This is a genomic window from Stenotrophomonas sp. (assembly GCF_032099025.1).
GTDB lineage: Bacteria > Pseudomonadota > Gammaproteobacteria > Xanthomonadales > Xanthomonadaceae > Stenotrophomonas.
The window spans coordinates 112,814-130,422 of record NZ_DAMCID010000011.1; the positions used below are offsets into that span (position 1 = coordinate 112,814).

Consider the following 17,609-nt stretch of genomic DNA (forward strand, 5'->3'; position numbering starts at 1 on the left):
ATGCCCCCTGTGATGTCCCCATCTGCACCTGCCCTCACCCGGCTGGCGATGGCGCTTGCCCTGACGTTGGCCATACCGGCCGTCGCGGCGCGCCCGGCGCCTGCTGGTTTCGAAGACCTCGCCAGCGGCCAGTCCGAGCGCGTGGAGGTCCGCCTGTTCGGCCGCTCGGCGGGGCTCTGGTCGGCCTGGGTCACCCTCGACTCGGTCCAGCTGGACCAGCCCGTGCAGGTGATGGATGCCCTGCAGCTCTCTGCCGACGCGCAGCAGGCGCTGCGTGCGGCACTGTCGTCCCCGCTGCCGCGCAACAGCCACCTTGCATGTCCGTACGGGCAGCCCCAGCCGGGCTGCGGCTGGATCGACGCCGATGACGATCCGAACCAGCTGCGCGCCATCTTCGACGAGAGCGAAGGCGTGCTGATGTTGTTTCCTGCACGCCAATGGGTGCCGCAGGACGCTGCGGTGCGCTCCCCGTTCCACCAGGTCAGCGAGAACGCGCAGAACGCCTTGCTGCACCAGCAGACCCTCAATGTGAGTGGCGGCGATGGCTACCGTGCCCTGAATGTGCAGGGCAACGGCGCGCTCGGCGTGCTGCGCAGTGGCCACGTCGCGGGCAGCTGGAACTTCAGCCGCCAGGAACGCAGCGGCCACCTCGCACACGACCGCTTCCATCTGGATGACCTCTACTACCGTCACGACCTGGCCCAGCGTCACTACCTGCAGCTGGGGCGCATGGACCGGCGCAACCTGTCCAGCCAGCAGGGCGGCACCTTCAGCTTCGGCATGCTGCCGCTGGACCGCTTCGAAGGCCTGCGCGTGGGCACCACCCAGGCCTATGTCGACGCCGACGCCAGCATCGCCTCCACGCCGCTCACGGTGCTGCTCGGTCGCGACGCACGCGTCGACGCCTTCGATGGCGACCGCCTGCTGCAGACCTTCTACCTCCAGGCCGGCATCAACGACCTGGACACCCGCCGTTTTCCCGGCGGCACCTACACCATCACCCTGCGCATCTACGAGGATGGCCGCTTCGTGCGCAGTGAAGAAGCACCGTTCAGCCGCGGCGGCGACTGGTCCGACCGCAGCATGCAGTGGTTCGTGCAGGGCGGGCGGCGGCGCGCGCACAGTGCACGCGACGGCGACCCGGCCGCCTCCCATACCGCCGTGCAGGCCGGGCTGCGCATCCCGTTCGCGCGCGACTACGGCATGACTCTCGGCGTGGCCCGGCTGGCCGACACCGGTTACGGCGAAGTGCGGCTGGAAGCCCGGCAGCGGCTGCGCGATCATGACCTGCAGGCCACGGTCAGCGCGCTCAGTGGCGGCGATGGCAGCCACGGCACCCAGCAGCAGCTGAGTTACCGTCACTACGCCTCGTGGAACCTCTACCGCCAGCGCCTGCGCGGCGGCGCGTGCCGTGCCACCACGCCGGTGCGGGCGGACCGCTTCGGCTGCACCGATTCGCTCAGCGCGTCCGTGTCGCTGCCGTTGCTCGGCGGCAGCCTGTATCTGGGCCACACCCGGCGGCGCAGCTACACCCCGGAGTGGGCGCCTCCCGACGGCGCTGACGATGCCTGGAGCGGCCTGCCGCCGCCGTCGGTGCCGACGCTGCGGCCGGCGCAGACCGCGCGCAGCGTGCAGGCAGGCTACAGCCGGACCCACCCATGGCGTGGCCTGATTCTGGGCAGCCGGCTGGGCGTGTGGCAGCAGGACAACGACACCGGCAACGGCGTGGGGGCAAGCCGCGACCGCGGCATCTACCTCAACCTGGCCGTGTCGCGGCTGCGGCGGGCCGAGAGTGGCAGCCTGCAGCAGCGCATCGGGCTGGACATGCGGCGCCCGCAGCACGGCGCGGCGGACAGCCGCCTGAGCCTGTCGCAGTCGCTGCGGCAGGAGCACGACGGCGACAACCGCGAGCTGGGCGGTGAACTGAGCGGACGCAATGAAGACCGCTACAACGCCCTGCTCACCGCGCGCGTCGACAACGCGATGGGGCAGACCAGCGCCGCGGTGTCCTACTACCGGCAGCCCGGTGACGGCGAGATGTCCTACAGCATCAGCCACACCTCCGGCGTGGCGCTGTCCGCGCGCGGTCTTTACTGGGGTGGCGCGCACGGCGCCGATGCCGGGGTGGCGATCAGCGTCGGCGATGCGCAGGACCTGGACCTGCGCGGCGCTGCCGCCGACGTCCGCGCCGGCAGCCAGCGCAGGCGCACCCTGCGCTTCGGCGAGCGCCGCCTGCTGCCGCTCGGCGGCTACCAGCGCCATCGTGTCGAAGTGCAGGACATCAGCGCGCATGACAGTGACGCAGCCGTGCGCGTGGCGCGGCTGGGCGCGGCGCAGCATGCGTTCCTGCCGCCCGGCAAGGTGATCGCGCTGCCGATCGAACTGGAGGTGACCTACACCTTCATCGGCAACGCGCGTGATATCGCCGGCGCACCGTTGGAGGGCGCCCGCATTCTCAATGCGCCGGTGCCTTCACTGGGCAGCGACGGCGGCTTCATCGCCGAATTCCCGCAGCGGGAACAGGTGCTGTACCTGCTGCAGGCCGAACGCCTGCTGCAGTGCCCGCTGACCGTGCGCGACCGCCGCAGCGTGATGCTGCTGGTCGGTGAGGTGCAGTGCGAACCGCTGGCGCTGGACCGGTTGCCGGTGCCGATCCGCAGCCAGGCGCGGGTGCAGCGGCTGTTGAACGAACACACCCCGGTGGCGAGCCGGAACGATGGCAGTGCAATGGGAGAGGTGCGATGAAGACGTGGGTGCTGGCGACGGTGCTGGTGTGGAGTGTGTTGTCCAGCGCGGTGGCACACGCGCAGCGCCCGCCGCTCACCACCCCGGCAACGGGGGTGATTACCACCGAGGTGACGCGCACCTTCGACCGTTCCGCGCCGGAAGCGCTGGAGCTGTGGGCGCGGCGCACGATGCTGGGGTACGGCGAAACGAGTCTGAACTACGGAAAGCTCCATCTGACCTGTGGGTCGGATCCTTCGTTGGGACGATGCCCTACGCGGGATACGGGAGGACCTCCGTCCAGAAGCACGATTCCTCTTCAGTTCCGTGAACAACGAAGCGGTCAGCACACAGATGTCAACGTTACTGGCTGGCTGGAGCGTGCCGAATGGCAGCGCTACTGCAGCGCCGACTTCTGGGACCCGCGCGAGTACCCACTTTGGACATCGTTCAATGTCGATTGCCTGGTGCCACCAAGCGGTACTGCAGCAGCGCTTGGCGTGCAGCAAGAGGATCTCCATAAGCTGGTGGCAGGCCGCTGGCTGGCAGAACTGCACCTGCATCTGCGCATGGACCCGGATGGCCCGGTCATCGCCACCCATGTCTTCAAGTTCGACCTGACCATCACCGACCGCGACCGGGTAATGATCTACCTGCCCGAGTTCGGCATGGCGGCGCCGGTGGTCGGCCTCCAGCTCGACTATCGCCCGGTGCCGTACCCGGCCACGATCGGCGGCAGCACCGTGCTGGACATGTGCCTGTATGACGGCATGGGCTCGCAGAGCGAGTTCCTGGGCATCACCGCACGCGACATGGGCCCGGCCGCTCCCGGCCGCCCGGAGACGCAGTACTCGGTCTGGCATCGCGATGGCGGCCGTGAGCTGCACGACCGCGTGGACTACCAGCTCACCCTCGCCCACAACGGACAGCGCATCGCCCTGCGCAACAACGAGGAAGTCCTGCTGCGCGGGATCGACACCGCCGAACTGCGCCTGGTGATGCTGCCCGACATGAACCAGTGGGTGTACTGCGTGCCCACCCCGTTGACCCTCGACACGCCCCGGGTGCCCGCCGCCGACAAGCGCGAGGGCTACTACGAGGGCCGGCTCACCCTCGAGATGCGCCTGCCCACCGCCCGCCTGTGACCCCCCGACTGGAACCCCGTCCGATGATCAAGATCTGCCTTGCCGGCGCGCTTCTGCTCGCCCTGTTGCCCGCTGCCCCCGCGCTGGCCAACCTCAACGTCCACCCGATGCGCGTGCATGTCGAAGCCGGCAAGACCGCCACTGTGCGCGTGCATTCGCAATCACCGCAGCCGCAGTACGTGCAGGCCACGGTGAAACGCATCCTGGACCCGGCCACCGACCACGAACAGGAAGTCGATGAAGCCGTCGGCGCGGTCACGGTGATGGCGGTAACTCCCGGCAAGTTTGGTCTTGCCGGGGGCGGCAACCGTCTGGTGCGGATCATTCCGCTGCGCGCGGTGGAGGAGGAAACGGCGTTCCGCGTGTACTTCGAAGGCGTGCGCGGATCCGACGACAGCGACCCGGGGGTGACCGTACAGGGGGCCAACGCGACGCTGGGCGTCAGCCTGGTCTGGGGCGTGCTGGTCAACGTGCTGCCTGCCGATGGGCGTGTGGAGATGCAGCTGGAGGGCGACCGCCTGGTCAACCGCGGCAGCCTGCGGCTGGGCATCAACCAGGTCCAGGACTGCGACGCGGACGGTGCCTGCATCACGCACGAGGTGAAGCGCAGCCTGTATCCCGGTGCTGCCATGACGCTGCCGTTCGTGCCGCAGTCCGGTGGGCGCGTGGACATCGACTACCGGCTCAGTCGCGCCGGCTACCGCGATCACCGCCACACCCTCACACCCTGATCCCTTCCTTCTTCCATCACAGGAGCACATCGCGATGAATCGCATTTTCCGTCTGATCTGGAGCGCTGCCAGGCAAGGTTGGGTTGTCGCCAGCGAACTGGGCGCGCGGCGTGGCAAGGCACCGCAGCGGCTTGCGCTGGCCTGCGCACTGGTCTGCGCGTTGCCGTACGCCGTGGCTGCAGACGACACTGTGCCCGACGATGAATTCCACTCGTCCTTGCCGCCCGTGGCGCTGCCGTGGCACTCGCTGGCCCCGGTGTTTGGCGCACGCGCCGGTGCCATCATTGCCCAGAACACGGTGTATCAGTCCGCCATCGTCACCGACCTCGAGTACCGCAATGCGACCGCCAGTGGCGATCGCCTGATGGTGCTGGGCTCCCGTGCCAGCATCTCCGGCAGCCGCAGCGTGCTGTATGGCAACCATGCCAGCGTCAGCGGTTCGCGCTCGGTGGGCGTGGGCGACGGCGTGAGGGTGCAGGCTACCTCCGCAACGGCAGTCGGCCATGCGGCGCAGGCGCTGGGGGGGCACGGCGCTACCGCGCTGGGCAATGACACCATTGCCGATGGCGGCAACGCACTGGCCTTGGGCAGCGGCGCGCAGGTCAGCACCGGTGGCGGGCTCAACGGCATCGCCATTGGCGGCAACGCACGGGCAGGCAGCTACGGCTGGACCGGCGCCGTTGCGCTGGGCGGAGAATCCCTGGCCGGCCATGACAGCGTCGCGCTCGGCTATGCCTCCCAGGCGACCCACAAAAGCTCGGTGGCGTTGGGGCGCGACTCGGTCACCACGGGCGATCGACAGATCTCCGTCGGCAACGCCAGCACAAAGCGCAGGATCGTCAACGTCGCGGATGGCGCGCTGAGCACCAGCAGCAGCGAGGCGGTCACCGGCAAGCAGCTGCACGCCACCAACCAGAGCGTCAGCACGGCGACCAACGCGGCCAACACGGCCCGCACCCATGCCGATCGCGCATTGACCGCCTTGGCCAGTGCGAAGACGGCCATCGGCCAGAGCGCCACGGCCGCAGGCAGCAATGCGGTGGCCGTCGGTTTCGCCGCCAAGGCCGAGGGAACCCACAGCAACGCACTCGGTTACCAGGCCAGCTCAGCGGGTTCCAACGCGGTTGGCCTGGGGACGCTGGCGACTGCCGCCGGCAGCGCCTCCGTGGCACTGGGTAACCGAAGTGGAGTCGATACCGGCGCTGGCGGCGGCGTCGCCCTGGGTGACCGGGCCCAGGTGGGGGCACAGGCAGGCAACAGTGTGGCGCTTGGTGCAGGATCGGTGGCGACCGCAGCCAATCAGGTCTCCGTGGGTAGTGCCACCCTCAAGCGGAAGATCGTCAATGTGGCCGACGCGACCCTGAGCACCACCAGCGCGGAAGTGGTCACGGGCAAGCAGCTGCACGCGACCAACCAGAACGTCACCACCGCCACCACCACCGCCAGTACGGCGCGCACCACTGCCACCGATGCGCTGGCCAAGGCCAACGTGCTGGGCGGGCTGCTCAGCCAGAGCGCTGGCAACGGCGACGTGCGGGTGGGTGCCAGCAACACCGGTGGTGTCGTGGACATGCGCAATCAATCCAATGCCAACCGTCGGGTCACCGGCGTGGCCGATGCGGTACTGAGCACCAGCAGCACCGACGCGGTGAGTGGCCGCCAGCTCAACACCACCAACCTGAAGGTCAGCGCTGCCACCACGTTGGCCAATACGGCGCACACGGTGGCCAACCTCGCACAGACCACCGCCAACGACGCGCAGTCCAAGGCCATTGTGCTGGGGGGCCTGATCAGCCAGGTGGCGGCCAATGGCGATGTACGTCTGGGCGCCGGCAACGCGGGCGCGGTACTGGATGTTCGCAACCAGAACAACCAGAACCGTCGCATCCGCGGCGTCGCCGAGGGCGTGCTGGCTGCGACCAGCAACGAGGCCGTCAGCGGCCGCCAGCTGTTCGCCAGCAACGTGCAGATCGCGCTCAACCGGGAGGATATTGACAGCCTGCGCAGCGACTTCGCCGACTTCGATCCGGATCTCAGCGGTGTCGTGCGCTTCGACGAGGAGGGCAGTGTGAGTCTCGACGGTGGGCGTCTGGTCGCGCTTGCCGAGGGTGACCTCAGTGACGGCAGCCGCGAGGCCGTCACAGGTGGCCAGTTGTTCGTGACCAATGAGCGGGTCTCGGTGCTGGAAGACGCCAGCAAGTACGCCGTTGTGGGGCACGACGAATACAGTGAGGGCGCACAGGCCGGTCTCCTGGCCATTGCGATGGGCAGCGATACCATGGCAATGGAAGAGGGGGCTACTGCAATCGGTAGCTATGCCAGGGCATTGGGCAAGAACTCTGTTTCGTTGGGCCGTGCCGCATTGGTAAACGAAGGCGCTGAAGATGGGTTCGCATTGGGTGCGCGCGCCCAGGTGCACATTCGCAATGGCGTTGCCCTGGGCGGAGGCAGTCAGGTGCAACCGGGGGCTGCAAACAGTGTCGCACTCGGACACGATTCGATTGCCTACGGCGCCAATGAGGTATCGATCGGACATTCGGATCTCAAGCGTCGCATTACCAATGCAGCCAACGGCATCCAGCGGCACGATCTCACCACCGTCGATCAGCTCTCCGGCGTGGTCAACGCCCTCGGCGGTGGCGCGGGCTTTGCGGCCGACGGCAACGTGATCGCACCGTCCTACAGCGTGCAGGGCGTGGCACACGGCAGCGTCGGCGCGGCGCTGAGCGCGCTCGATGTGGAAGTGAACAGCACCCAGAACGGGCTCGACGCGGTGGGCGAACGCCTGCACGCACTGGACCAGGCGCGTGCAGCGACCGACGCCACCGCCGTGCGTTTCGACGCCGACCGAAGCACGGTCGATTTCGGCGGAGCACACTTGGGCAACGTGGCCAACGGCATGATCGCGGCGGGCAGCCGCGATGCGGTCAACGGTGGGCAGCTGCATGCGGTGCAGGAGCAGATCAACGGTCGCATCGACGGCTTGCGGTCGCAGATCGAGGGCCCCGCGGCGGCCGGCAGCCGGCACGCGGCGGTGGACAGTGCGGCTGCAGGCGATGCACCGGCCGGTGCGCAGGCCGCCACCGACGCGGAGGCGCCCACCGATGCACAGGCGCCCGCAAGCCCGGTCAAGGGGGTGCCAGCCGTGGCCTCCGCTGATGCGCCCACGCCGGCCCCGCAAGCCGATGACCCGCTGCCGGCGGTGGACTCGCGTGCGGTGGATGAAGCGGTCAACCAGGCCAACGCGTATACCGACCAGGCGATGGCCAGCGTGGACCGCAAGCTGGACCGCATGGACAAGCGCCTGAACCGGATGGCCGCGATGGGCAGTGCGCAGGCGGCGATGGCGATGAACACCGCCGGCCTGCAGACCTACAACCGCCTCGGCGCGGGTGTGGGCCATGCCGACGGCGAGTCGGCGCTGGCGGTGGGCTACCAGCGCGTGCTCAATGAGCGCGGCTTGGCCACCTTCAGCCTCAACGGCGCGTTCACCAACAGCGGCGAACGCACGATGGGGGTGGGCTTCGGCGTGGGCTGGTAAGTCCTGCAGGGGCGGCGTCGGCTGGCCGCCCCGGATCAATCGACGCCCCGTGCGGTCCGCCGCACCGGGCGTTTTCGTTTACGCGTCTCGGCCCGGTCGGCGATCACGCGTCGCCAAGGTAACCGGCGATCTCGCCCTCGCTGAGCAGCTCACGCAGCTGGGTCTGCGAGGCACGGCGCATCGGGCGTTCGTCGATGGCCGACAAGGGAGGCTGGCGCAATGCGTCATACGGCAGCACGGCGATGTCGAAGGTCAGGTCTTCGGCGCTGAACACCCAGACCGGCACGTCCAGGCTGCGCTCGCGGTCCAGGCGCAGGCGGCGCGAGCGCGACTCGGCCGGAATGCGGTGGTCTTCCAAGAAGCGCTGTACCGCATCGGCGTCGTCACTGTGCACCTGCAGCTGGACGGGGCTGTTCGCATCGGCGGTGCCGTCCAGTACCGGTCCACACAGCCGTGGCGCGAAGCCATGCAGGAACTCCATCGCGCGCAGGGCCGCTTCGCGGCGCTGGCGCAGCTGCGTGCCGTGGCCGGCGCCGGCAAACAGGCGCTGGTACTCACGCAGGGCGTCTTCGATTTCGCTGTTGCGCGGCAGCGAGGCATCGTCGTGGATGCCCAGCCGCCCGGCGGCCTTCAGCTTGGCCTGGTGGTAGTCGCGGATGCCGCCTTCGGCCATCAGCCGGGCGGCTTCGTGGGCCAGACGGTGGCGGCGTTCGCGGGTCTGGCTCTCAGCGTGCTGTCGTGCCCGATGCATGCGCATTTCTCCCCATCAGACCTGCCACCGAATGTACACCGATCATGTGACGGCCAGGACACGCATGGCGTGTCCCTACGCGACGGGTGCCTGCGTTCAGAAAATATCGAACGCCGCGTCGTCAGCCTGCGGGGTCTGCGTGTTGAAATCGTACTCCGCCAGCTTCTCCATATCCTCGACCTTGACCCATTCGGTGGCCCCGTTGAGGGTGGCCTGGACCATCCCCGACGGCGGTTCGTTCTGCGCCACCGGGGTGTCCTTCAACGCCACGCGCATGTAGTCGATCCAGATCGGCAATGCGGCGCGACCGCCGTATTCGCGGTAGCCGAGCGAGCGGAAGTCGTCGCGGCCCACCCACACCGTGGTGGCGTAGGTTCCGCCAAAGCCCGAGAACCAGGCGTCGCGGTGGTCGTTGGTGGAGCCGGTCTTGCCGCCCACGTCCTCGCGGCCGAGCACCTTGGCTGCGGTGCCGGTGCCGCGCTGGACCACGTCGCGCATCATGGAGACCAGCTGGTAGGCGGTGCGCGCATCGATCGCACGCGGTGCCACGCGGGCATCCGGATTGACCGGACGCGCCGGTTCCGGCGCCTGCTCCGGCTTGGCCGGACCCGTGGCGGCCGTGGCGGCCGGCGCGGCGGCCGCGCCGAAGTTGAACCCGTCGACCACCTGGCTCACCGGAGCGCCGCCACTGGTACCGGCACAATCGCGGCAGGCCAGCGCCGGGTTCTCCTTGAACACCAGGTTGCCATCGCGGTCGGTGACCTGGTCGATCAGCCAGGTGTCCACGCGCGACCCGCCATTGGCGAACACGGCGTAGCCGCGCGCGACCGACAGCGGCGTCAGCGACGCGGTGCCGAGCGACATCGACAGGTTCGGCGGCAGTTCCGCCTCGGCGAAGCCAAATTCGCTGATGTACTTGCGCGCGTAGTCCACGCCCATGCCGTCGAGCAGGCGCACCGAGACCAGGTTGCGCGACTGCACCAGCGCCTCGCGCAGGCGCATCGGACCGCGGAACCCGCCACCGTCGTTCTGCGGCTGCCAGGTCTTGCCGCGGCGGTCACGGAACACCACCGGGGCATCCAGCACGATCGAGGCCGGGTTGAAGCCCTTGTCGAACGCCGCCGCGTAGATGAAGGGCTTGAAGCTTGAGCCCGGCTGGCGGCGCGCCTGGGTGGCACGGTTGAACTTGTTGCCCGAGAAGCTGAAGCCACCCACCAGCGCCTTCAGTGCACCGCTTTCGGCGTCCAGCGAGACCAGCGCCGACTGCCCGCGCGGGATCTGGTCCAGCAGCCACTGGCCTTCCTTGTCCCCGGCGCGCACGCGCACGATATCGCCGCGCTGCACCAGCTTGGCCGGGGTCTTGTTGGTCCACTTGGCCGCCGACGCCGGCAGCACGATCTCGCTGCGGTTGGCCAGCACCACGGTGGCGCTGCCGTCGGCCGCCGTGCCGGCGACAATCGCCGGCAGCAGCCCGGTCTGCGCGGTAATGCCACGCAGATGGGCGGCGAGGGCGGCGCTGTCATCGCCCGCGCCCAGCGCCACCTGCTGCTCCACCCCGTGCCAGCCATGGCGGTGGTCGTAGGCCAGCAGGCCATCGCGCACGGCCAGGTTGGCTGCCGTCTGCAGGTCGCCGTTGATGGTGGTGGTGACGTGGTAGCCCTTGTTGAGGACGTCGCCGCCGAAGCGGGCGATCATCTCCTGGCGGACCAGTTCGGCCACGTAGGGGGCCTCCACCTGGACCGGCGGCTCATGCGCGCTGGCGTGCATGGGCACGGCCTTGGCCGCATCGGCCTCGGCCTGGGTGATGAAGCCCAGGCTGGCCATGCGCTGCAGCACGTAGTAGTCGCGGCGTTCGCGCGCCCGTTCCGGGTTGCTGATCGGGTTGCCGCTGGACGGGAACTTGGGGATGCCGGCCAGCGAGGCCATTTCGTCCAGGTCCAGCTCGCCCAGCTTCTTGCCGTAGTAGAACTCGGCCGCAGCGGCCACGCCGTAGGCGCGATTGCCGAAGAAGCTCTTGTTCAGGTACAGCTCGAAGATCTCGTCTTTGCTCAGTTCCTGCTCGATTTTGCGCGCCAGCAGGATTTCGGCCAGCTTGCGGGTGTAGCTGTACTCCGAACTCAGGAAGAACTGGCGGGCGACCTGCTGGGTGATGGTGGACCCACCCGGCACCCGCTTGTCGTTGGTCGTGGCCAGCAGCCACACCGCGCGCCCGATGCCCTTGTAGTCGACCCCCCCATGCTCGTAGAAGCGGGCGTCCTCGGTGGCCAGGAAGGCCTGCTTGAGGCGCTCCGGGACCTCCTTCATGGTGATCGGGGTGCGCCGGGACTCGCCGAAGACCGCCATCAGCTTGCCGTCGGCGGCATAGACGTACATGGGCTCCTGCATCTCGATGTCGCGCAGGGTCTGGACGTCCGGGAGACGGGAGGAAACGGCGTAGTACAGGCCCCCGGCGACCGCGGCGCCGATCAGTGCCAGGACCAGGAAGGCGACCAGCAACCAGCGCAGCCAGCGGCGAAGGCGAGTCATCAGTGTCAGATTCCGATTGCGAATTTCGTGGCCGCAGAGTATAGATTACGCAAGGGAACGGCTGGGGTTGTTCCCGGGGAGCGCATTTCGATCACCGTCAGGGGACGTGTGAAACGTGCCGCAGTGCACGCTTTGCATGTTGATGGTTGCGATTTGCAAAAAAAACGTTATTAATGCGCGGGCGCAGGTTATGCGTCCAAGTGCCCGTCGGCAGGGGAGAAACCGTGGGGCTTATCCCAAAAAGCCAGTCGCCGCTTATTGGCGTCGATATCAGTTCGACTGCAGTAAAGCTCTTGCAGCTTTCCCGCAGCGGCAATCGTTTCCGTGTGGAACACTATGCTGTGGAACCACTTCCGCCCAATGCGGTCGTGGAGAAGAACATCGTGGAAGTGGAGGCCGTGGGTGAGGCCATCCGCCGCGCGGTGAACCGTTCAGGCACCAAGGCCCGGCATGCTGCCGCGGCCGTGGCTGGCTCGGCGGTCATCACCAAGCTCATCCCGATGCCGGCCGACCTGGACGAGAACGACATGGAAGCCCAGGTCGAGCTCGAGGCGGTCAACTACATCCCGTATCCGATCGAGGAAGTGAACCTCGATTTCGAGGTGCTGGGCGCCATTCCCAACAACCCGGAGATGGTCCAGGTGTTGCTGGCGGCCTCGCGCTCGGAGAACGTGGAGCTGCGCCAATCGGCGCTGGAGCTGGGCGGACTGACCGCCAGGGTGATGGACGTGGAGGCCTTCGCGGTCGAAAACGCCTTCGCGCTGGTCGCCAGCGAACTGCCGATCGCCAGTGATGGCGTGGTCGCGCTGGTGGACATCGGTGCCACCATGACCACCCTGAACGTCCTCCGCGGCGGGCGCAGCCTGTACAGCCGTGAGCAGGTGTTCGGCGGCAAGCAGCTGACCGACGAGGTCATGCGCCGCTACGGGCTGACCTACGAGGAAGCCGGTCTGGCCAAGCGCCAGGGCGGGCTGCCGGAAAGCTACGAGATGGAAGTGCTCGAGCCGTTCAAGGAAGCCACGGTCCAGCAGATCAGCCGCCTGTTGCAGTTCTTCTATGCAGGCAGTGAGTTCAACCGGGTCGACCACATCGTGCTGGCCGGCGGTTGCGCGGCGCTGGCCGGTCTGCCGGAGATGGTGGAGGAGCAGCTGGGTGTGGCCACTGTGGTGGCCAATCCGCTGGCACAGATGACGCTGGGTCCGAAGGTACAGGCACACGCCCTGGCCCAGGACGCCCCGGCGCTGATGATCGCCACCGGTCTGGCGCTGAGGAGCTTTGACTGATGGCAAGAATCAATCTATTGCCCTGGCGCGCCGAGCGGCGCAAGCAACGCCAGCGCGAGTTCATGACCATGCTTGGCTTTGCGGCCATCGCGGGCGTCGTGCTGTCCGCGCTGATCTGGTTCTATTACGACCGCCAGGTCAGCGGGCAGGGGGATCGCAATACCTTCCTGCAGGCCGAGATCGACCGGGTCAAGGAACAGAACAAGGAAATCGACCGCCTGGATCGCCAGAAGGACCGCCTGCTGGCGCGCAAGAAGGTGATCGAGCAGCTGCAGGCCAAGCGTTCGCAGATGGTGCACCTGTTTGACGCCCTGGTCCGCACCATTCCGGATGGTCTGGTGCTGACCGGCATCAAGCAGGAAGGCGACATCCTGACCCTGGAAGGTCGTACCCAGTCCAATGCCCGGGTCAGCGCGTACATGCGCAACCTGGAGAATTCGGGTTGGATGACCAAGCCGGAACTGTCGGTGATCGAAGCCAAGAAGCCTGACGAGGACAAGGACAAGCCGATCGGCCCGGTCTCGGACATCTCGGCCCTGCCGTATATGTTCGTGGTCAAGGTGACCCTGCCGGCGCAGAGCGAAGCCGTTGACGGCATTGCGCCGGATGGCAGCGTGGTGGCACCGGGTACCGATCCGGCCGCCGCACCGCCTGCTGCGCCCGGTGTAGCGCCGCTGGCACCTGCACCGGCTGATGGCAGTGCGCCCGCAGGCCCGCCGCCGGCACCGCCGGCGCCATCGGGCAGCCGCATCGTCCCCGCCCCGACCGCACAACCGGCCGCGTCGAGCACGCCGCAGAAGGGGGCCGCATGAGCCAGAAGAAAGTCAATCTGAAGGACCTGGATTTCAACAACATCGGCAGCTGGCCGCAGCAGGCGAAGATCGTCTTCTGTGCCTTGCTGGCCCTGCTGATCATTGTTGCCTCCTGGTTCGTGCTGATCAGTGGCAAGCGCGACGAGCTGGCCTCGCTGGAACAGACCGAGGTCGGCCTGCGCGCGGACTTCGAGAAGGAGCAGGGGCGTGCAGTCAACCTGGAGCCGCTCAAGCAGCAGCTGGCCCAGATGGAGCAGGTGCTGCAGCAGATGCTGCGCCAGCTGCCCAGCAAGACCGAAATGCCGGACCTGATCATCGACATCTCGCAGACCGCGTTGTCCAGCGGCCTGGTCAACGAGCTGTTCCAGCCGGGTGAAGAAGTGCCGAAGGAGTTCTACGCCGAGAAGCCGATCGCTCTGCGCATGGTGGGCAGCTACCACCAGTTCGGTGCGTTCGTCAGCGGCGTGGCCTCGCTGCCGCGCGTGGTCATCCTGACCATGCACGACATCAACCTGAAGCCCAAGGACCCCAAGACCGGCATCACTGCCCGCAGCGGTGCGCTGGAGCTTTCCGGCACGGTCAAGACCTACCGCTACCTGGACGACGTGGAAATGGAAGCGCAGGAGAAAGCCGCCGCACAGGCAGCAGGCCCGAACGGAGGCAAGCCATGAACCTGGTTAGCACCGCGCGCATCTGCGGCCTGCTGATGCTGGTCCTGCTGGCGGGCTGCGCACGCAGCACCACCAGCACCCCGGGCGACGCGCCGAACCTGGAAAAGTGGGTCGCCGACGTGCGCGCCCGCCCGGCGCCGCCGCTGGAACCGCTGCCGGTAATGCAGCAGTTCGAGACGTTCGAGTATTCCGCGCAGGGCATGCGCGATCCGTTCACCGACGCCTGGGCCAACCCCCAGGCCGGTGGCTCGGGCCTGCGCCCGGATCCGAACCGCCGCAAGGAGCCGCTGGAAGCCTTCCCGCTGGACGCCTTGGACATGGTCGGTTCGATTGGCAAGGGCGGCGCACTCGTCGCGCTGGTGATGGCGCCGGACAAGGTCACCTATCGGGTGCGTCCGGGCGTCTATCTGGGGCAGAGCGACGGCCGGGTGACCGGGGTCTTCGAAGACCGGATCGAACTGATTGAACTGGTGCCGGATGGCGCGGGCGGCTGGCTGGAACGGCCTGCATCGCTTGCGCTTGAAGATCAATGAATGATTATGGGGATAGCACGATGACCTTTTCCAACGCCATGCTGCAGCGTCCCGCCCGGCGCCCGAAGCTGATCCACCTGTGCGCGCTGGGAGTCGCGCTCATGGTGGCCAATGGCACGCTGATGGCGGCAACGCCGGCGGCACCTGCCACCACTCCGGCGGCTGGCGCTGCGCCGGCCACCGCACCGGCTTCGCTGGCGGTGTCCAAGATCGACTTCAAGCGTGGTGAAGACGGCGCGGGCCGGCTGATCCTGCAGTTCGACGGCAAGGGCGCCAATCCGGACCTGCGCAACCAGGGCAACAGCGTCGTGATCGACGTTGGCAACGCGACCCTGCCGGAGAACCTGCAGAAGTCGATCAACGTGACCGACTTCGCCACCCCGGTGCAGCGCATCGAGCCCAAGCCCTATGGCGGCGGCACGCAGCTGGTGCTGAACACCAACACCGCGTTCGACTCGCTGGCCTACCAGACCGGCAATGAGTACGTGGTCGAGATCACCCCGCGCAAGAGTGCTCCGGCCTCCGGCGCGATGAACGCGACCACCGTGACCCAGGCCGCGGCAGCAGTGGCCCAGCGCGGCTACAGCGGCAAGCCGGTGACCTTCAACTTCCAGGACGTGCCGGTACGCACCGTGCTGCAGTTGATCGCCGAGGAGTCCAACCTGAACGTGGTGGCCTCCGACAGCGTCGAAGGCAATGTCACCCTGCGTCTTGTCAACGTGCCGTGGGACCAGGCGCTGGACATCGTGCTGCGCGCCAAGGGCCTGGACAAGCGTCGCGAAGGCGGCGTGATCTGGGTGGCTCCGCAGCCGGAGCTGGCCAAGTTCGAGCAGGACAAGGAAGACGCCCGCATCGCGATTGAAAACCGCGAAGACCTGATCACCGACTACATCCAGATCAACTACCACAACGCGGCGGCGATCTTCAAAGCGCTGACCGAGGCCAAGGGTATCGGCGGTGGCGGTGGTGGCGGTGGCGGCAGCGGTGGTGGTGGTGGTGGTTCGTCGCAGGAAGACAGTGGTTTCCTGTCCTCGCGCGGCCGTATCGTCGCCGACGAGCGCACCAACACGCTCATGATCAGCGACATCCCGAAGAAGATCGCGCGCATGCGTGAGCTGATCAACGTGATCGATCGTCCGGTCGACCAGGTGCTGATCGAAAGCCGCATCGTCATCGCCACCGATACGTTTGCGCGTGAGCTGGGTGCCAAGTTCGGCATCTCCGGCAGTCGCAACAACGTGTGGTTCGGCGGCAATACCGATCAGAACCACAAGAACATCAATGACAACTCCGAGGCCAATGCCGAGTACCAGGAAGCACTGGCCGAATACAATGCCAATGGCGGTCCGATTCCGGTGGCACCGGGCCGGGTCTTCAACACCCCGAACCTGAACTGGAACCTGCCGGTTGCGGCGGCCAGCAACCCGGGTTCGCTGGCGCTGTCGATCCTCAACGCGGGCTACCTGCTGGACGTCGAACTGTCGGCCATGCAGCAGGAATCGCGCGGCGAAGTGATCTCCAACCCGCGTGTGGTCACCACCAACCAGCGTGAGGCGGTGATCAAGCAGGGTAAGGAAATTGGCTACGTGACCATCACCGGCGGTACCGGTGGCCAGGCTGCCACGCCGAACGTGCAGTTCAAGGAAGTGCTGCTCGAACTGAAGGTCACCCCGACCATCACCAACGACAACCGCGTGTTCCTGAACATGTCGGTCAAGAAGGATGAAGTCGAGAGCTACATCGTGCTGGACGGCTACGGCCAGGTCCCGTCGATCAACCGCCGCGAAGTGAACACCGCCGTGCTGGTGGATGACGGCCAGACGGTTGTGATCGGTGGCGTGTACGAGTTCACCGACCGCAACAGCGTCAACAAGGTGCCGTTCCTGGGCGACGTGCCGTTCCTCGGCAACCTGTTCAAGAAGCGCAGCCGCAACAAGGACAAGGCCGAACTGCTGGTCTTCGTCACCCCGAAGGTGCTGCGCGTGGCCAAGACCAACTAAACCACTTCAGCGCAGTTTCTGATTGTCAGAGAATCCGATGCGGCTGTTGCTGCATCGGATTTTTTTTTAGCCATTGGCAGCCAAACCGGGCATGTGATGAAGGCTGGCTGGTGACCGCTTGCTCGGTTTGGCAGTGGCGGGTGGTTTCCCTACACGCTCGGAGGGCAAAGCCTTAGGAGAGCAAGTCGTCGTCATCAATAGCATCTCTGGATAGCACGCCGGAGATCCACATGATGAAGTCATCTTTGATCGCAGCGGCCGCTGCAGCTGTTTTGGTGGCATTGGTTCCAAACAATTCAGCCTCTGCGCAGTCTGCTGAGATCAGGGCTGCAGCGCTCAGCTGCGGTGCCGCCCAGTTCACGTCCATGTCGAGTCTTTCCGCAACACTCGCCACGCGATCCTGTAATGGTGCCCAGGTGTACGGCATTGGGGTGTCGCATGAGGAGGCCCTGCAGAATCTTGCAGGCTTCCTGGCGGTCAGGGAGGCCGGCCTCAACTGCTCGGCGAATACGGGCAGCGTTTCTACGGGAAGCTACGGAGTCGGTGTCTACGCAAATTTCTCGTGCGGCGGGCGTCCGATCACGGCAGTAGGCAGCTCCCCGACGATCGCAGCGAACAATGCGTTGGCGATCGCGACTGAAATGGCAGCAACGGGTGCCTATTGCAGTGCCCCCGCGCAGGGCGCGTATTACCCCGAGCTACATGGATTTCGATTCACCTACAGCTGCGGGAAGTCAGGAGGGGGCAGCTGGTCCGTCGCTGGCTTGGGGTCGAGTATTGATGATGCAAACGCCGCTGTGGTTCGCATGCTTCCGTCCAGTGCAGGAACCCGGCGTACGTGTCGGTTTGAGCCTGCAGAACTCAATGGAGTCATCTTCCGCGCTCGGCTTAA

General features: G+C 66.9%; 12 protein-coding genes. 9 read left to right on the forward strand and 3 right to left on the reverse strand.

Annotated features, from left to right (window positions below):
• Nucleotides 1-12: 12 nt before the first annotated feature.
• Genes RT456_RS10030 through RT456_RS10045 form a run of 4 tightly spaced genes read left to right on the forward strand, consistent with a single transcriptional unit; the run spans nt 13 to nt 8,141 of the window.
• Nucleotides 13-2,745 carry a TcfC E-set like domain-containing protein gene (locus RT456_RS10030; RefSeq protein ID WP_313345885.1) on the forward strand — a complete coding sequence of 911 codons (2,733 nt, stop codon included), beginning with the start codon at nt 13-15 and terminating at the stop codon, nt 2,743-2,745.
• Nucleotides 2,742-3,869 (forward strand): CfaE/CblD family pilus tip adhesin, encoded by a 1,128-nt coding sequence (locus RT456_RS10035; protein WP_313345888.1) that lies wholly within the window; start codon nt 2,742-2,744, stop codon nt 3,867-3,869. Before RT456_RS10030 ends, RT456_RS10035 begins: the two co-directional genes overlap by 4 nt.
• A gap of 23 nt (nt 3,870-3,892) precedes the next feature.
• A complete protein-coding gene (locus RT456_RS10040; RefSeq protein ID WP_313345891.1) occupies nt 3,893-4,600 on the forward strand; it encodes a pilus assembly protein in 708 nt (235 codons plus the stop codon).
• Nucleotides 4,601-4,634: 34 nt separating this feature from the next.
• Nucleotides 4,635-8,141 (forward strand): ESPR-type extended signal peptide-containing protein, encoded by a 3,507-nt coding sequence (locus RT456_RS10045; protein ID WP_313345894.1) that lies wholly within the window; start codon nt 4,635-4,637, stop codon nt 8,139-8,141.
• A 103-nt stretch (nt 8,142-8,244) separates the two neighbouring features.
• Here RT456_RS10045 and RT456_RS10050 read toward each other — a convergent pair whose 3' ends face one another.
• Together RT456_RS10050 and RT456_RS10055 are read right to left on the reverse strand one after the other, a co-directional pair.
• A complete protein-coding gene (locus tag RT456_RS10050; protein WP_313345897.1) occupies nt 8,245-8,892 on the reverse strand; it encodes a hypothetical protein in 648 nt (215 codons plus the stop codon).
• Nucleotides 8,893-8,988: 96 nt separating this feature from the next.
• Entirely contained in the window at nt 8,989-11,418 is a 2,430-nt protein-coding gene (locus RT456_RS10055; RefSeq protein WP_313345900.1) for a penicillin-binding protein 1A, read from the reverse strand.
• A 224-nt stretch (nt 11,419-11,642) separates the two neighbouring features.
• Between RT456_RS10055 and RT456_RS10060 the strand changes: the two genes are divergently transcribed.
• Genes RT456_RS10060 through RT456_RS10080 form a run of 5 tightly spaced genes read left to right on the forward strand, consistent with a single transcriptional unit; the run spans nt 11,643 to nt 16,717 of the window.
• Nucleotides 11,643-12,701 carry a pilus assembly protein PilM gene (locus tag RT456_RS10060; protein ID WP_038686523.1) on the forward strand — a complete coding sequence of 353 codons (1,059 nt, stop codon included), beginning with the start codon at nt 11,643-11,645 and terminating at the stop codon, nt 12,699-12,701.
• A complete protein-coding gene (locus RT456_RS10065; RefSeq protein ID WP_313345903.1) occupies nt 12,701-13,513 on the forward strand; it encodes a PilN domain-containing protein in 813 nt (270 codons plus the stop codon). Before RT456_RS10060 ends, RT456_RS10065 begins: the two co-directional genes overlap by 1 nt.
• Nucleotides 13,510-14,184 (forward strand): type 4a pilus biogenesis protein PilO, encoded by a 675-nt coding sequence (locus tag RT456_RS10070; RefSeq protein WP_313345906.1) that lies wholly within the window; start codon nt 13,510-13,512, stop codon nt 14,182-14,184. The genes RT456_RS10065 and RT456_RS10070 overlap by 4 nt, the downstream gene beginning before the upstream one ends.
• Nucleotides 14,185-14,219: 35 nt before the next feature.
• Complete coding sequence (locus RT456_RS10075; RefSeq protein ID WP_313345972.1) at nt 14,220-14,717, forward strand: pilus assembly protein PilP; 498 nt, start codon at nt 14,220-14,222, stop codon at nt 14,715-14,717.
• A gap of 20 nt (nt 14,718-14,737) precedes the next feature.
• A complete protein-coding gene (locus RT456_RS10080) occupies nt 14,738-16,717 on the forward strand; it encodes a type IV pilus secretin PilQ family protein (RefSeq protein WP_313345908.1) in 1,980 nt (659 codons plus the stop codon).
• Between the two features lie 172 nt (nt 16,718-16,889).
• Here the strand turns inward: RT456_RS10080 and RT456_RS10085 are convergent, their stop codons facing one another.
• Nucleotides 16,890-17,084, reverse strand: a complete 195-nt coding sequence (locus tag RT456_RS10085) for a hypothetical protein (protein WP_313345910.1) — start codon at nt 17,082-17,084, stop codon at nt 16,890-16,892.
• Nucleotides 17,085-17,609 lie beyond the last annotated feature (525 nt).

Excerpts from the sequence above, each read along its gene's own strand:
- RT456_RS10030 (WP_313345885.1), top strand. The coding sequence starts at position 13 with ATGTCCCCATCTGCACCTGCCCTCACCCGGCTGGCGATGGCGCTTGCC.
- RT456_RS10035 (WP_313345888.1), top strand. The coding sequence starts at position 2,742 with ATGAAGACGTGGGTGCTGGCGACGGTGCTGGTGTGGAGTGTGTTGTCC.
- RT456_RS10040 (WP_313345891.1), top strand. The coding sequence starts at position 3,893 with ATGATCAAGATCTGCCTTGCCGGCGCGCTTCTGCTCGCCCTGTTGCCC.
- RT456_RS10045 (WP_313345894.1), top strand. The coding sequence starts at position 4,635 with ATGAATCGCATTTTCCGTCTGATCTGGAGCGCTGCCAGGCAAGGTTGG.
- RT456_RS10050 (WP_313345897.1), bottom strand. The coding sequence starts at position 8,892 with ATGCATCGGGCACGACAGCACGCTGAGAGCCAGACCCGCGAACGCCGC.
- RT456_RS10055 (WP_313345900.1), bottom strand. The coding sequence starts at position 11,418 with ATGACTCGCCTTCGCCGCTGGCTGCGCTGGTTGCTGGTCGCCTTCCTG.
- RT456_RS10065 (WP_313345903.1), top strand. The coding sequence starts at position 12,701 with ATGGCAAGAATCAATCTATTGCCCTGGCGCGCCGAGCGGCGCAAGCAA.
- RT456_RS10070 (WP_313345906.1), top strand. The coding sequence starts at position 13,510 with ATGAGCCAGAAGAAAGTCAATCTGAAGGACCTGGATTTCAACAACATC.
- RT456_RS10075 (WP_313345972.1), top strand. The coding sequence starts at position 14,220 with ATGCTGGTCCTGCTGGCGGGCTGCGCACGCAGCACCACCAGCACCCCG.
- RT456_RS10080 (WP_313345908.1), top strand. The coding sequence starts at position 14,738 with ATGACCTTTTCCAACGCCATGCTGCAGCGTCCCGCCCGGCGCCCGAAG.
- RT456_RS10085 (WP_313345910.1), bottom strand. The coding sequence starts at position 17,084 with ATGGACGTGAACTGGGCGGCACCGCAGCTGAGCGCTGCAGCCCTGATC.